Here is a 13,598-nt window from a genome sequence, read left to right on the forward strand (position 1 = left end):
AAATAAAAGAATAAAAATATTTACGCATGACTGAAAATAATTCAACAGAAGACTCGGGATTACAAGAAACGTTTCTGTCCCACTTATTTGAATTACGTGATCGCGTAATTAAGTCGGCGCTAGCAATCATTGCCGTCTTTGTTTGTTTGGTCTATTGGGCGCCTGATATTTTTCATTTGTTTGCTCAGCCTTTGTTAGAGGCTTTGCCTGCAGGTGGCAAGATGATTGTGACGGACGTCACAGGCTCATTCTTTGTGCCCATGAAAGTCACCATGCTCGTGGCGTTTCTGATTGCCTTACCTGTAGTGATGTATCAGCTCTGGGCATTCATTGCACCAGGCCTGTATTTGCATGAAAGAAAACTGATTCTGCCTTTAGTGGTTAGTAGCTATAGCTTGTTCATCATTGGCATGGCGTTTGCTTACTTCTTAGTCTTTCCTACAGTATTTAAGTTCATGGCAAGTTACAACGCACCCTTGGGTGCGGAAATGTCTACTGACATTGATAACTACTTAAGTTTTGCTATGACAACCTTCTTGGCATTTGGTATTACCTTTGAAGTGCCTGTTGTTGTGGTTGTTTTGGTGCGCATGGGCATGGTGACTCTGGCAAAGCTGAAAGAAATCCGTCCTTATGTCATCGTGGGCGCTTTTGTAATTTCAGCGGTTGTAACGCCACCTGACGTTCTCTCGCAATTGCTACTGGCAGTACCCATGACACTCCTCTACGAGTTGGGGCTTCTCATTGCACGCTTTTATGTACCGAAACCTACCGAGGATGATCCCCAGGCAGAGGGCTCAGCTGTTTAGGCGGTTTCTGGATCAACTATCTGACCTGCAAAGGTCGTCTTTAACCACTCGGTAACTCGGTCAAAACGATAGCGTCTCTGACGAAGATTGCCTTCAAGGTCAATTTCAGAGCCAGCAAATGCTTTGCCAGCCGCCAAGAGCGCGCGACGCTGTTGAATGGTTTCAATCTGAATCAATCTAGGCAGTATTTTGGGTAATTCCCAGCGAATATCGACTACTACACAATGTTCATGTTGTAGCTGACCAACTTCACACAACAATAATTCTGCTTTGCTGAAATTAAATTGATTTGCAATGATGAGGCGATGACATAGCAAAAGCCAATCTGCATCAAGTTTATGTTCGGCGTGATGATTTAGTGCCTGCTCTGCAAATTGCGCTAGCTCAAGCCACTCATTCTCTTTGGGGTCGGGACAACTCTCTAAAATTTTACTGAGCAATTCTTTTGCTTCAGATACGCCTTGCTGGTGCGCTTGCCAAACCCAATAAGAAGCTTGAAGCCCACGCACCTTCTCTTCGCTCTTCTCGCGCTTACGCCATAGGTTGGCGCCTTTACGCAGTTGCGCTTGTGCATGACCAAGATCAGCAGCGCGATCGATGCAGCGATCACTTTCTGTAGCGTTGTACCCAGAAAATTGTGGACGTCGATAAATTTCACCAAGTGCATACCAAGCATCTCGGTCACCATCTTTGGCGGCCAACTCCAACCAATAAGCCGCCTTCTTAAGCGAGGCATTCGATTTGGTTTCCGCTATCTCAACTCGCTCATCCAGTTGTGCCAGTCGTAGGCCTAGAGTCAGTCTTGCAACAGTTAAGCCAAGCTCGGCAGCTTGGGTAAGCGCATCTTCATTACGCTCATCTAACCAAACTTTCCATAATGAAGATAAGGCTTCGTTTTTAGGTTGCAACTTAATCAATAATTCTTTTGCATTACTAGCAAAAGAAGAATCGCCTTCTGCGAGCTCTTGTAAATATTGCTTTGCGATTTTCTGAATGCCAACAAAATCTAAGGAAGATACTTTTTCCAGGCTGGTTGCTGAATTCCTTTTGAGCCACTCCAGAAGTTGCGCTTGGACTTCCTGATTGGCAGGATTGATTAATAGATTTACAAGCTGCCATTTGGCAGCAAGATTGGAGTCAGATGCATCGCTAGCTTCGGCTAGCTTCCAAAATGAGTCCCAGCCAAACCCAAAAGCAGGGGAGTTAAAGGTTTCGACTAGTGGAATGTTGGCGATCTGGCTTAAAAGATCAAAAATTTCGGCACTAGTTGAGTTCTGACTCTCAAGTGCTTGATTTGTAATAGAAAAATACGATTTCTCTAGCCAAATCAGCGCATTTGCGGGCTGGATAGGGGTTTTAAATGCACCCGTTAGGTAGGCGGAGGCGAGTTTTTGTTGCGCAGAAACGTCACCCAATCGGGCGGAACTCAGGATTTTTAAGAATTCGCGGCTTGCCATATGACAATTTTGTCATCTAGAGCGCATAAAAGACAGAAAACAGGGGGCTTGTTGCCGAGATACAACGAAGAAAGCCAAAAAACTACCTTTTGACAAGCAAAAAGAGCTCCTAAATACCCTGACCCCCAGTCTGGTGAGGCAAAAGAAGCAAAATTCGTAGGTCCCAGTTTTATTTGGGCATTACTTTTAATTTTTGGAGATTTAAAGAATGAAAAAATCGCTATTAGCAGTTGCAGCTATCGGTGCATTTGCATCTGCTGCTCAAGCTCAGTCCTCAGTAACCGTTTACGGTATCTTGGACGTTGGTTACGTTGGTGTTTCTTCACGCGGTCCTGTTGCTACAACAACTGCACAAGGCACTGGTGGTTCTGTAACACAAAAAACTACTACAAATCAATTCGGTCAATCTGCTGAGCAGTCAAGCCGTATCGGTTTCAAAGGTACTGAAGATTTAGGTGGCGGTACATCTGCATTCTTTACTGCAGAATTCGGTCTCCAGCCAGAGAACACATCATGGGCTCCTAACAACCGTCAAACTTTCGTTGGTTTGAAGAAAAACGGTGTTGGTTTGGCTTCTGTTGGTACACAGTACACAGCATTGTGGTTGAATGCATTGAACCCAACTGACCCTGGATCTGGTAACAACGTTGCTGGTAACGTAATTCGTCCAGTTGGTCTTTCTGGTGCAACTGACGGTCAAGGTGCTGCTTCTACAGCCGTTACTATTTTGACAACAAACGCGTTGTACGCTGAGACAGAACGTTTTGCTGGTTTCCGTTTAGGCGCAAGCTATGTAATGAACGGTTCTGATTCAACTCAACGTAACTTGCCAGCAGTTGCTGCTAAGACAGACGGAACAACACTTGTAACAGCTGCTACTACAACTGGTGGCCCTGCTACATTCAGCGGCGTAAGTCTTTCTGCTGACTACACATGGCAAAAATTGTTGGTAACTGCTGCTTACTCTAACTTCAAGCAACAAGGCGTTCAGGGTGCAGCTGCTACATTCAAAGGTACTGATGCATTCCCATCAGGTCCTGTAACAGTTGGTTCTACAATTAACACTGGTGATACACAGTACTATGCTGGTGCAACTTATGACTTCGGTATCTTGAAGGCATACGCTAACTATGTAAACCGTAAGATTGTTAGCTCTACAGCATCAAACTTGTACCTCAAGCGTACTGCTGAGCAGATCGGTGTTCGTAGCTACGTTACTCCAACTATCGAAGCTTGGGCTTCTGCTGGTATCGGCCGTTACAACTCATTCGGTACAGGCGAGCCAACAGCTAACATTACTGCATACCAGTTAGGCGCTAACTACTACTTGAGCAAGCGTACAAACTTGTACGGTATTTTTGGTCACAGCCAAACTTCCTCAGTTAACGGTAGCTCTGTAGTTGGTGCACAAGCTGGTTCTGCAATCAGCGGCTATGCACTTGGCTTACGTCACACTTTCTAATTGATTGCTAGCTAACGCTAGTAAATCATTAGTTAGGCATTAAATTAACCCGCTGTGGCAACACAGCGGGTTTTTTCATTAGAAAGCATTGAATGTGGATGTATTCATGAAGACCGATCTCCATGATGAAAAGGTGAGGTACTCTTTAGCCCTGAATTTATTCAATCAAGGGCAGATCAATTCCGCCATAGAAGTGTTGCAGTTGGCCCCAGCAAAAGAACTTCAATATGAGTCCGCTTACTTGCTGGGCGAGCTATATTTAGCAGCAAATGACTTATTACACGCAGCCCAGTCTTTTGAGGCTGCTTTACAGGTTAACCAGACATACGAGGCCAACTTTCAGTTAGGCCTGATTTTTTCGCATATTCAAAGATATGAAAATGCAGAAATGTATTTTGAAAGGTCTTTGGAGTTAAACCCCAATTTAGTTCCGGCCCTAATCAATATGGGCGCAATTTTGCGCAATACCGGAAAATTTACAGAATCCTTACAGCGTCTAGAGAAAGCAATTGCGCTAGATAAAAATGACCCAGCCGTTTGGTTAAACAAAGGCGTTACCTTGGATTCAATGGGCAACCTTAAGGATGCCATTCCTTGTTACGAAAAAGCGATAGCGCTTAATCCTGACTACTTAGAGGCCTATTCAAATAAAGGGAATGCTGAGCTTGGTTTAGGGCTCTTAACACGGGCCCATGATTCTTTTCAAAAGGCGCTCAGCATCTTCCCTGGAGATGCCGATACTTTATCGAACTACTCTGTTTTGAAATTAGCAGAAGCCAACTTTTCAGAAGGTTGGAAAGATTACGAATCCCGTTTTTATTGCAGCTCAAGGATCGGCAATCCATTTAAAGATATTCCAAAACTAGAGTCGCTTGCAAATATTGATAATAAAAAAATATTGATATGGGCTGAGCAGGGTCTTGGAGATACTATTCAGTTCTATAGGTACTTAGAAAAATTCAGTAAATTTAATAGCCACATCACGCTGGCAGTCCAGGTCGAGCTTAAAGAATTACTCGTTGCTCAACCGCTGAACATCACAGTTCTTGAGATTGGTGAAGTGGTAGCGGATGGCTTTGACTACCAAGCTGCACTAATGAGATTGCCATATTTATTTCATACGGATATAGACACCATTCCTGCTGATGTCCCTTATATTCAAGTCGATGAGCAGAAAGTGGGCTGGTGGAAGCACAAGGTTGCTCATCATTCTGGACTAAAGGTCGGCTTGGTATGGAGCGGGGGATACAAGAAAGATCCCAATCTTTGGGCTATGAATGAGAGAAGAAATATCCCCTTCTCAAATTACTACCCTTTCTCTGAAATCGAAAATGTGAGTTACTTTTGTCTGCAAAAAGGCGACGGTCTTCGTTCCCCAGAATATCTAGAAAAAGATCGATATTGGGCAAAAGATAATTTTTATGATTACACCGATTTATTAAATACTTTTTCCGATACTGCCGCACTAATTCAAAATTTGGATTTAGTGATTACGGTGGATACTTCTATGGCTCACCTCACGGGCGCCTTAGGTAAGCCTGTATGGATTCTGAATAGATTTGATAGTTGCTGGAGATGGTTAAAAAATACCAGCCTCAGTCCTTGGTACCCAACAGCCAAAATTTACACGCAACACGAGTATCAAAATTGGGACAAGGCAATACATCAAGTTCAAAACGATTTAACTCAGATTGCAAAGAATGGGATGTAGCGCTTAAAGCCATCCCATTTCCATTTTCTAATTTGTCTGTTGTTTAGGTTTGGGGCGTTTCCCAATTTGCGCCGTTAACTCCACCTGTTTACCTTTGCGCAAAATCGTCAATTTAGCTTGATTGCCCGGGTTGATCTGGGCGACTTGGTTTAGTAGGTCACGCACATCTTTGATGGGCTTGTTATCAAGGGCGGTCAGGACATCCCCCGGCAATGCACCCCCACGTGACGCAGGCCCACCCTCCAGGACGCCAGAAAGTAGGACCCCCACTGTATTGCCAGGCAATCCAAGAGACTCTGAGAGCTCTTTTGAGAGGTTTTGGGGCTCTACGCCAATCCACCCTCTTGTGACACTGCCATTGGCAAGAATCGACTCCATTACTTGTTTAGCAAGGTTGACCGGGATTGCAAATCCAATGCCCATAGATCCGCCATTATTGGAGTAAATGGCCGTATTAATTCCGATGAGATTGCCGCGGGTGTCTATCAGGGCACCTCCGGAATTTCCGGGGTTAATTGCAGCATCCGTTTGTATAAAGTTTTCGAATGTATTGATGCCCACATGATCGCGACCCAATGCAGAAACAATTCCAGAAGTTACAGTTTGGCCAACTCCAAAGGGATTGCCGATTGCAAGAACAACATCACCTACATGTACAGACTCCACTTTGCCTAGCGTAATGGGAGTTGGTAGTTGTTTGGCTTCAATTTTTAAAACTGCTATATCTGTTTCAGGATCGCTACCAATTACTTTTGCTTTTACTTTACGAGCATCCGATAAAGCCACATCAATTTCATCGGCATCACTAATCACATGGTGATTGGTAAGTATGTAACCCTCAGGACTGACTAAAACACCAGAGCCTAAGCTTGAGCTAGGCTCTTTTTCTGGCGCTTGATCTCCAAAGAAAAAATTAAATAAAGGATCTATAGAGTTCGGGCTAGAACCCTTACGGGCTTTGGGCTTGGAGTTCGCCTTACTAGTAAAAATATTGACTACTGCAGGCATTGAGCGCTTTACTGCTTCATGATACGAGCCTGGACTGAGTTGACCGTCGTAGGCACTTTCCATGAATGAAGTAGTGCTTGCTAAAGAACCAACCCTCGACTCCGAAAGCCATTCTGGCTTCAGTGTTGCCACAATAAACACAGCCGCTAACATCACAGTGACAGCCTGCGCAAAGATGAGCCAATATTTTTGAATGGATGAATTCATCGAGGGGGTGTTTTACTTATATGTCTAATTGCGATCAGAAATTCTTGGTCGCCAATTATTTTTTCAAGCTGTCACGAATCTCTCGAAGCAATACTACGTCTTCTGGAGCTGGAGGAGGAGGGGGCGCATCCATCAAGCGAACTTTATTGACCACTTTAACCATTTGAAAAATCACAAATGCCAACAGGATGAAATTGATAGAGATGGTGATGAAATTGCCATAGGCAAAAATGGGAACACCTGCCTTTTTGAGGGCATCAAAGGTTCTGGGGACACCCTCTGGAACATGGCCAAGAACGACAAAAAGGTTTGTAAAGTCGATATGACCCCCTAATAGGGTCGAAATAACGGGCATAACGATGTCATTTACCAGGGAATCCACGATTTTCCCGAAAGCCCCGCCAATAATGACACCAACCGCTAAATCGATCACATTGCCCTTTACGGCAAAGTCCCGAAACTCCTTTAAAACGCTCATAAATGCCTTCCTTTGAATGTAGATTCCGTTTAACTGGAGATTAACCCCATAACTTTCTTGCTTACCCCACTTTTTACTTTAAAATCCTACCTTTAAGCAATTTCCACCCATAAATACCCTTTCTAGGAATTTTGTAAATGAGTGACAAGCCCTGTATGGACAAGGATCGCCGTAATTGGCTGATCGCCACATCGGCAGTTGGTGGCGTAGGTGCCGCTGCAGCCCTATACCCTTTTGTGGACAGTTTTGAGCCTTCTGAGCGTGCAAAAGCTGCCGGAGCCGCTGTTGAAATCGATATCACTGGTATGCAGCCAGATGAGATGAGAATGGTCGAGTGGCGCGGCAAGCCAGTTTGGGTGGTGCGTCGTACTCCTGAGCAAGTTGCTGAGCTATCAAAGATTGATAGTGAGTTAGCAGATCCAAATTCATTGCGTGACCCGGCTCAATTTACGCCTCCTTATGCGCAGAATCAATGGCGCTCTATTAAGCCGGAGTACCTCGTAGTTGTTGGCATTTGCACCCACTTGGGCTGCTCTCCAACTCCGAAATTTGAATCCGGTGCTCAGCCATCACTGCCAAATACTTGGCCAGGTGGTTTCCTTTGCCCATGTCATGGCTCTACATTTGATATGGCAGGCCGTGTATTTAAGAACAAACCAGCCCCAGATAATCTTGAAGTGCCGCCACATATGTATTTGAGCGACACCAAGATTCTGATCGGCGACGATAAGAAGGCCTAAGGAGAGATAAATGGCATTCCAAGAAAAACAAGTCCCAGCAGACGCCTCCGCAGCGCAAAAGTTAATGGCTTGGGTTGACTCACGTCTTCCCGTAACAGAAGCGTTTAAGCGCCATATGAGCGAATATTACGCGCCGAAGAATTTAAACTTCTTCTACATTTTTGGCGCATTGGCCATCGTAGTGTTGGTAAACCAAATACTGACCGGTATTTTCTTAACCATGAACTACAAGCCTGATGCTGCAAAGGCTTTTGAGTCCGTTGAATACATCATGCGCGAAGTACCATGGGGTTGGATGATTCGCTATATGCACTCCACTGGCGCATCTTTATTCTTTGTGGTGGTTTATATGCATATGTTCCGTGGTTTGATCTACGGTTCTTATCGCAAGCCACGTGAGCTCATTTGGATTTTCGGTTGTGCAATTTTCTTGTGCTTGATGGGTGAGGCATTCTTCGGTTACTTGCTCCCATGGGGTCAGATGTCCTATTGGGGCGCCCAAGTAATTGTGAACTTATTCTCTGCAATCCCATTCATTGGTCCTGACTTATCTCTGTGGTTACGCGGTGATTATGTTGTGGGTGACGCAACTCTGAATCGCTTCTTTGCATTCCATGTGATTGCAATTCCATTGGTTTTGATTGGCTTGGTAGCAGCCCATATTTTGGCTCTCCACGAAGTGGGTTCAAACAATCCTGATGGCGTGGAAATTAAAGAGAACTTGGACGCGAATGGTCATCCGGTTGATGGCATTCCATTCCACCCTTTCTACAGCGTGCATGATGTGATGTACCTGGGCGGTTTCTTGATGATCTTTGCCTGCATCGTGTTCTTTGCTCCAGAAATGGGCGGTTATTTCCTTGAAGCAAATAACTTCATTCCTGCAAACCCATTGCAAACACCTGCACACATTGCCCCAGTTTGGTATTTCACGCCGTTCTACTCAATGTTGCGTGCAACTACAACAAACTTCTTGTTGCCTTTGTGGATTTTCTTGGCAGTCATTCTTGGAATGTTTGCGCTGAAGAGTAAAAACATTAAGGTGAAGGGCGCTTGCGCTGCAATCGCTTTAGTTTTGGCAGCTGGCTTTTTCTTGTTTGATGCTAAGTTCTGGGGTGTTGTGATCATGGGTGGTTCTGTTGTGATCATGTTCTTCTTGCCTTGGCTCGATAATTCACCAGTGAAATCGATTCGCTATCGCCCTCAGTTCCATAAATATATTTATGGTGTGTTTGTGGTGAGCTTTGTGATCTTGGGTTACTTAGGTATCCAGCCACCTTCACCAGTGTTTGAAAAGATTTCTCAGGTATGCACTATTTATTATCTGGGCTTCTTCTTGGGAATGCCGTTCTGGAGCACGCTTGGTAAATTCAAGCCAGTTCCAACGCGCGTTACTTTTGAGTCCCATTAATTCAGATACCACAGAGAAACTAGGAACTAGTATGAAACGAATTCTGCAAACTTTGATGGGCGTCTGCCAAGCAACAGTATTGGTTGCGGCCCTCGGCTTTGGCTTGAACGCCAATGCAAATGAAGGTGGCTTTCCATTGGATCAAGCCCCTAATCGCGTAAGTAACAATGCCTCATTGCAAAACGGAGCAAAGTTATTTGTGAACTACTGCTTGAACTGCCATGCGGCTTCAAGCATGCGTTACAACCGTTTGCGCGATATTGGTTTGACCGACCAACAAATCAAAGATAACCTCATTTTGACCGATGCCAAAGTCGGGGACTTGATGACTATCTCCATGACACCAAAAGAAGGTAAAGCTTTCTTTGGTAAGAACCCGCCTGACTTATCAGTTGAGGCTCGTGCTCGTGGAACTGATTGGCTCTATACCTACTTCCGTACTTTCTATAAAGACGACACCACGCAAACTGGTTGGAATAACTTGGTATACCCGAACGTAGGTATGCCACATGTACTCTGGCAGTTACAGGGTGAGCGTGCTGCAAAGTTTGAGGAGCGTAAAGATCCTCATGACGAAGGCAGAATGGAAAAGGTATTTGTAGGCTTTGAGCAGTTAACTCCAGGAACCATGAAGACAGAAGAGTACGACGACAACATCGCCGACTTAGTTGCCTTCATGTCATGGATGGCTGAGCCAGTTCAGTTAGAACGTAAGCGTCTTGGTGTAGTGGTTCTCTTGTTCTTGGCAATCTTCACCCTCTTGGCTTGGCGTTTGAACAAAGCTTATTGGAAAGACGTTCACTAATTGAGTGTGATGGGTCCTGATACTAGGATCCATTAGTGAAAAGATTTAACGCTGTTGTGCGTTTGTTGTATTGAAGTAGAAATTTAAGGAAATAAATTTATGATGGTGTTGTACTCGGGTACTAACTGCCCATTCTCGCAACGCTGCCGTTTGGTGCTCTTTGAAAAAGGCATGGATTTTGAAATCCGCGATGTCGACTTGTTTAACAAGCCTGAAGACATCTCAGTAATGAACCCATATGGCCAAGTTCCTATCTTGGTTGAGCGTGATTTAATTTTGTATGAGTCAAATATCATCAATGAATATATTGATGAGCGTTTTCCTCATCCACAGTTAATGCCGCCTGATCCTGTAGCACGCGCACGCGCACGTCTCTTCCTCTTCAATTTTGAGAAAGAGTTGTTTGTGCACGTAGCCGCATTGGAAAATGAAAAAGGTAAAGCCGCTGAAAAGGTTCATGAAAAAGCGCGTTTAGCGATTCGTGATCGCTTGACTCAGTTGGCACCAATTTTTGTTAAGAACAAATACATGTTGGGTGATGAGTTCTCTATGCTTGACGTTGCGATTGCACCATTGTTGTGGCGTCTTGAGCACTATGGCATCGATCTTTCTCGTAATGCTGCAGCCCTTTTGAAATACGCTGAGCGTATTTTCAGCAGACCTGCTTACATTGAGGCTTTGACACCTTCAGAGAAGGTAATGCGCCGCTAAGCTTTCCTAGCGGTTCATTATTAGTCAGAATGTCTGACGTTCCAAGCAACAAACCCTATCTAATCCGTGCCCTACATCAGTGGTGCACGGATTTTGGTTTTACGCCCTTCATAGCGGTTTTTGTGGATGCTAGGGTAGAGGTTCCCATGGAATTTGTGAAGAACGACGAGATTGTTCTGAATCTTTCCCTGGAGGCATGCCATCAGCTTGCGATAGAGAATGATTGGATAAGCTTCCAAGCGAGATTTGGTGGAATTCCAAGGAAGATCATGGTCCCAGTCACCCATGTTCTTGCAATCTACGCCAGGGAAAATGGTCAGGGCATGTCTTTCCCATTTGATCCAGCTCAGGCCCGAGATCTTCATGTTGCCGATTCTGAAGATCAGGCCCCCGAAAAACCTAAAACCACAAGACCGTCCTTGAAGATTGTGAAATAGGATAAAATACTAACCGTTGCCCCTTTAGCTCATCTGGTAGAGCAACTGATTTGTAATCAGTAGGTGGTCTGTTCGAGTCGGACAAGGGGCACCAAAAATACAAAAGCTTCTAAGTTAAATGACTTAGAAGCTTTTTTCTTTAGTTGATTGCTTATAGATGCAGATTCGTTTTTCTGGTCTCTGGTAAATACAAAAGAGCCACAATAGCAGCGCATGCTAAAAATAAAGTGGGATACCACAGTCCAGCACTATCACTTTGCCAGCGTTGATTTAACCAGGTCACAATCAAAGGAAGTAGCCCCCCAATCCATCCAGCAGCGAGATTGTGTGGAAGGGTTGCCGCACTGTTTCTAGATTTGGCGGGAAAGAGTTCTGCCAGCATTGCAGCCTGAGGTCCAACTACTAAAGCAAGAGATAAAGATAGGCCCATCAACAGCAAGCCAATCAACATAAGATTGAGAGTATCTGTTGGGTTATGGAGATATGCCATACCAATGTTCTTGAGTAGATGAAATGCCGGCAATATAAACAGGGCACCCAAGAAGAGCCCACAAACCACTACAGGTTTGCGGCCAATCTTATCCGACAGCCAGCCAGCAAAAATAGTGAGCGGAAATAAGGCTAAGGTACCGTAAATACTGAGCTGATCTACCAGCTCTGGCGCAAGCTTCACAGAAGTTTTTAAGAAAATTGCCGTATAGACTTGCACACAAAAAAACATTACTGCTCCGCCTGCAGAGATGCAGAAGAAAAGCAAAAACATGCGCTTGCGTGTTTGTGGATCACGAAAGTTATTCAGCAATGGATTTGCAGATTGCTGATGTGATTTACTCAGCTCTAAAAATACAGGTGTTTCTTCTAAGGCCATGCGAGCTTTAAATGCAATCAGCAGAAGAGCAAACGAAATCCAGAAAGGCACACGCCAGCCCCAAGACTGAAATTCTTCTGGTGATAGGTAGTTTCTCAGTAGGGCAATTTGTAGGGTGGAGAACAAAATACCAAGTGGTCCCATCAGTTGCAGAAAGCTTGTTTTAAATCCTCGAGATTCATTGCCAGCATGTTCTGTAAGGTAGACGGCACTTCCTCCGATTTCACCGCCAGCGGATAAGCCTTGAAGTAGACGTAATCCCACCAGAAAAATTGGTGCCCATATTCCCACTTGGGCATAGGTCGGTAAAAAGCCAACGCTCACAGTAGCAAGCCCCATTAATACAATAGTGATCATAAAGACGGGTTTGCGACCTATTCGATCGCCCATAGAGCCAAAAAGAGCGGCTCCTATAGGCCGCACTACCATTCCAACGCCAAACGTCGCTAGGCTCGCTAAAAGCGCTGTATTAGGATCTGTAGAGGGAAAGAAAAGGGGTGCAAAAACAACTGCCAGGGTGGCAAAGGTGAGGAAGTCATACCATTCCAAAAAGGTACCAAAGCAGGCTGCGATGGCTACTTTTCGATACGAGTGGGGGTTCTGATTTTCCATTAAGTTGTTGATTATATTACGTTTATTTTATATAAGGAATATATTTGTTGCACAGCAGCAAAAATTGCTTGATTTGTCATATTCCTTCAGTTACAGTTTCATGGTGCAGTGCAATATTTAAGGTATCTGAAATCTCCTTAAATGCACTTAATTGACAGTTGTACCACTTAATTTCTGGAGAAATACATGAACCAAGATCAAATCACCGCTAAATTGTCCCAAATTAATAGCAAAGGCCTCGAGGCTACTTTTTCTTTGAGCGAAGCTGCTCTAGAGAATGCTCAAAAATTGGCTGAGTTGAACTACGCTGCTTCTAAAGATGTTTTGGTAAATGCTCAAGACGGCATTCAACAAGTTTTGACAGCAAAAGATCCAAAGCAAGTAACTGAGTTGTTAAGCGCTGAAACTTTGCAATCTGCTGGCAATCAAGCTACTGCTTACCAAAAGAAAGTAACTAAAGTATTGCGTGATGGCAATAAAGAATTTGTAAATGTGGTTGATGCAAGCATCGACCAGTTGCAAGATGGTTTCCAAGAGTGGATTAACACTGTTGCTGCGAATGCACCTGCAGGTTCTGATGCTTTCTTGTCTTCATTCAAGACTGTATACGGTAGTGCATTGCAGGGTTTTGAACAGTTCCGCGCTGCTAGCAAAGAAGCTTTTGCAACTGCAGAAAAAACTGCTGAACAAGCGCTCGAAACTGTACAAGGTCAAATCGCTCAAGTTAAGAAATCTGCTACACCTGCATCACGTAGCCGTAAATCTGCTTAATTAGTAACTCGCAGAGAGTTAGATCTAGCAGTAAGTCTCAAAAAGAAACCCCGCTTAGTGCAAACTAGGCGGGGTTTTTGTTTGTCTAAATATCAAATATTATTTACGACA

At 44.3% G+C, this 13,598-nt stretch carries 13 protein-coding genes and 1 tRNA gene; 10 read left to right on the plus strand and 4 right to left on the minus strand.

Annotated elements, in window-relative coordinates; translation table 11 throughout:
- Positions 1–26: 26 nt before the first annotated feature.
- Entirely contained in the window at positions 27–809 is a 783-nt protein-coding gene (tatC, locus tag AOC21_RS00630; protein ID WP_215391901.1) for a twin-arginine translocase subunit TatC, read from the plus strand.
- Here tatC and AOC21_RS00635 read toward each other — a convergent pair.
- Entirely contained in the window at positions 806–2,266 is a 1,461-nt protein-coding gene (locus AOC21_RS00635) for a sel1 repeat family protein (RefSeq protein WP_215391902.1), read from the minus strand. The two genes, tatC and AOC21_RS00635, sit on opposite strands and share 4 nt — an antisense overlap.
- A gap of 208 nt (positions 2,267–2,474) precedes the next feature.
- Here AOC21_RS00635 and AOC21_RS00640 point away from each other — a divergent pair, with 208 nt between their 5' ends.
- Together AOC21_RS00640 and AOC21_RS00645 are read left to right on the plus strand one after the other, a co-directional pair.
- On the plus strand, positions 2,475–3,728 hold the full coding sequence (locus tag AOC21_RS00640; protein WP_215391903.1) for a porin: 1,254 nt from the start codon (positions 2,475–2,477) through the stop codon (positions 3,726–3,728).
- Between the two features lie 106 nt (positions 3,729–3,834).
- Positions 3,835–5,439, plus strand: a complete 1,605-nt coding sequence (locus tag AOC21_RS00645; protein ID WP_215391904.1) for a tetratricopeptide repeat protein — start codon at positions 3,835–3,837, stop codon at positions 5,437–5,439.
- Positions 5,440–5,466: 27 nt separating this feature from the next.
- On the opposite strand, the gene AOC21_RS00650 is transcribed toward AOC21_RS00645, so the two are convergent.
- Both AOC21_RS00650 and mscL read right to left on the minus strand, forming a co-directional pair.
- Entirely contained in the window at positions 5,467–6,654 is a 1,188-nt protein-coding gene (locus AOC21_RS00650; protein WP_215391905.1) for a Do family serine endopeptidase, read from the minus strand.
- A 55-nt stretch (positions 6,655–6,709) separates the two neighbouring features.
- The gene (gene mscL / locus AOC21_RS00655; RefSeq protein ID WP_215391906.1) at positions 6,710–7,132 is read right to left on the minus strand and encodes a large conductance mechanosensitive channel protein MscL; all 423 of its coding nucleotides are present in this window, start codon (positions 7,130–7,132) and stop codon (positions 6,710–6,712) included.
- A gap of 137 nt (positions 7,133–7,269) precedes the next feature.
- Between mscL and petA the strand changes: the two genes are divergently transcribed.
- From petA to AOC21_RS00685, 6 genes are all read left to right on the plus strand, one after another.
- A complete protein-coding gene (gene petA, locus AOC21_RS00660; RefSeq protein ID WP_215391907.1) occupies positions 7,270–7,872 on the plus strand; it encodes a ubiquinol-cytochrome c reductase iron-sulfur subunit in 603 nt (200 codons plus the stop codon).
- A 10-nt stretch (positions 7,873–7,882) separates the two neighbouring features.
- Positions 7,883–9,283: a cytochrome bc complex cytochrome b subunit gene (locus AOC21_RS00665; protein WP_215391908.1), complete on the plus strand. Its 1,401-nt coding sequence runs from the start codon at positions 7,883–7,885 to the stop codon at positions 9,281–9,283.
- A gap of 31 nt (positions 9,284–9,314) precedes the next feature.
- Positions 9,315–10,088: a cytochrome c1 gene (locus AOC21_RS00670; RefSeq protein ID WP_371817791.1), complete on the plus strand. Its 774-nt coding sequence runs from the start codon at positions 9,315–9,317 to the stop codon at positions 10,086–10,088.
- Positions 10,089–10,187: 99 nt separating this feature from the next.
- Positions 10,188–10,799, plus strand: coding sequence for a glutathione S-transferase N-terminal domain-containing protein (locus AOC21_RS00675; RefSeq protein WP_068320223.1), 612 nt, complete (start codon positions 10,188–10,190; stop codon positions 10,797–10,799).
- Between the two features lie 29 nt (positions 10,800–10,828).
- Positions 10,829–11,236, plus strand: a complete 408-nt coding sequence (locus AOC21_RS00680) for a ClpXP protease specificity-enhancing factor (protein ID WP_215391909.1) — start codon at positions 10,829–10,831, stop codon at positions 11,234–11,236.
- A gap of 18 nt (positions 11,237–11,254) precedes the next feature.
- Positions 11,255–11,330, plus strand: a tRNA-Thr gene (locus AOC21_RS00685).
- Positions 11,331–11,387: 57 nt separating this feature from the next.
- Here AOC21_RS00685 and AOC21_RS00690 read toward each other — a convergent pair.
- Positions 11,388–12,716 carry an MFS transporter gene (locus AOC21_RS00690; RefSeq protein WP_215391910.1) on the minus strand — a complete coding sequence of 443 codons (1,329 nt, stop codon included), beginning with the start codon at positions 12,714–12,716 and terminating at the stop codon, positions 11,388–11,390.
- Positions 12,717–12,902: 186 nt separating this feature from the next.
- Here AOC21_RS00690 and AOC21_RS00695 point away from each other — a divergent pair, with 186 nt between their 5' ends.
- Positions 12,903–13,487 carry a phasin family protein gene (locus AOC21_RS00695; protein WP_215391911.1) on the plus strand — a complete coding sequence of 195 codons (585 nt, stop codon included), beginning with the start codon at positions 12,903–12,905 and terminating at the stop codon, positions 13,485–13,487.
- Positions 13,488–13,598 lie beyond the last annotated feature (111 nt).

Source organism: Polynucleobacter sp. VK25, from assembly GCF_018687355.1.
In the GTDB taxonomy this organism is placed as follows: Bacteria; Pseudomonadota; Gammaproteobacteria; order Burkholderiales; family Burkholderiaceae; genus Polynucleobacter.

Bases quoted from the DNA above. Each gene is read 5' to 3' on its own strand.
- petA (WP_215391907.1), top strand. From the start codon at position 7,270: ATGAGTGACAAGCCCTGTATGGACAAGGATCGCCGTAATTGGCTGATC.
- AOC21_RS00645 (WP_215391904.1), top strand. From the start codon at position 3,835: ATGAAGACCGATCTCCATGATGAAAAGGTGAGGTACTCTTTAGCCCTG.
- AOC21_RS00695 (WP_215391911.1), top strand. From the start codon at position 12,903: ATGAACCAAGATCAAATCACCGCTAAATTGTCCCAAATTAATAGCAAA.
- AOC21_RS00640 (WP_215391903.1), top strand. From the start codon at position 2,475: ATGAAAAAATCGCTATTAGCAGTTGCAGCTATCGGTGCATTTGCATCT.
- tatC (WP_215391901.1), top strand. From the start codon at position 27: ATGACTGAAAATAATTCAACAGAAGACTCGGGATTACAAGAAACGTTT.
- mscL (WP_215391906.1), bottom strand. From the start codon at position 7,132: ATGAGCGTTTTAAAGGAGTTTCGGGACTTTGCCGTAAAGGGCAATGTG.
- AOC21_RS00650 (WP_215391905.1), bottom strand. From the start codon at position 6,654: ATGAATTCATCCATTCAAAAATATTGGCTCATCTTTGCGCAGGCTGTC.
- AOC21_RS00675 (WP_068320223.1), top strand. From the start codon at position 10,188: ATGATGGTGTTGTACTCGGGTACTAACTGCCCATTCTCGCAACGCTGC.
- AOC21_RS00665 (WP_215391908.1), top strand. From the start codon at position 7,883: ATGGCATTCCAAGAAAAACAAGTCCCAGCAGACGCCTCCGCAGCGCAA.
- AOC21_RS00670 (WP_371817791.1), top strand. From the start codon at position 9,315: ATGAAACGAATTCTGCAAACTTTGATGGGCGTCTGCCAAGCAACAGTA.
- AOC21_RS00680 (WP_215391909.1), top strand. From the start codon at position 10,829: ATGTCTGACGTTCCAAGCAACAAACCCTATCTAATCCGTGCCCTACAT.
- AOC21_RS00635 (WP_215391902.1), bottom strand. From the start codon at position 2,266: ATGGCAAGCCGCGAATTCTTAAAAATCCTGAGTTCCGCCCGATTGGGT.
- AOC21_RS00690 (WP_215391910.1), bottom strand. From the start codon at position 12,716: ATGGAAAATCAGAACCCCCACTCGTATCGAAAAGTAGCCATCGCAGCC.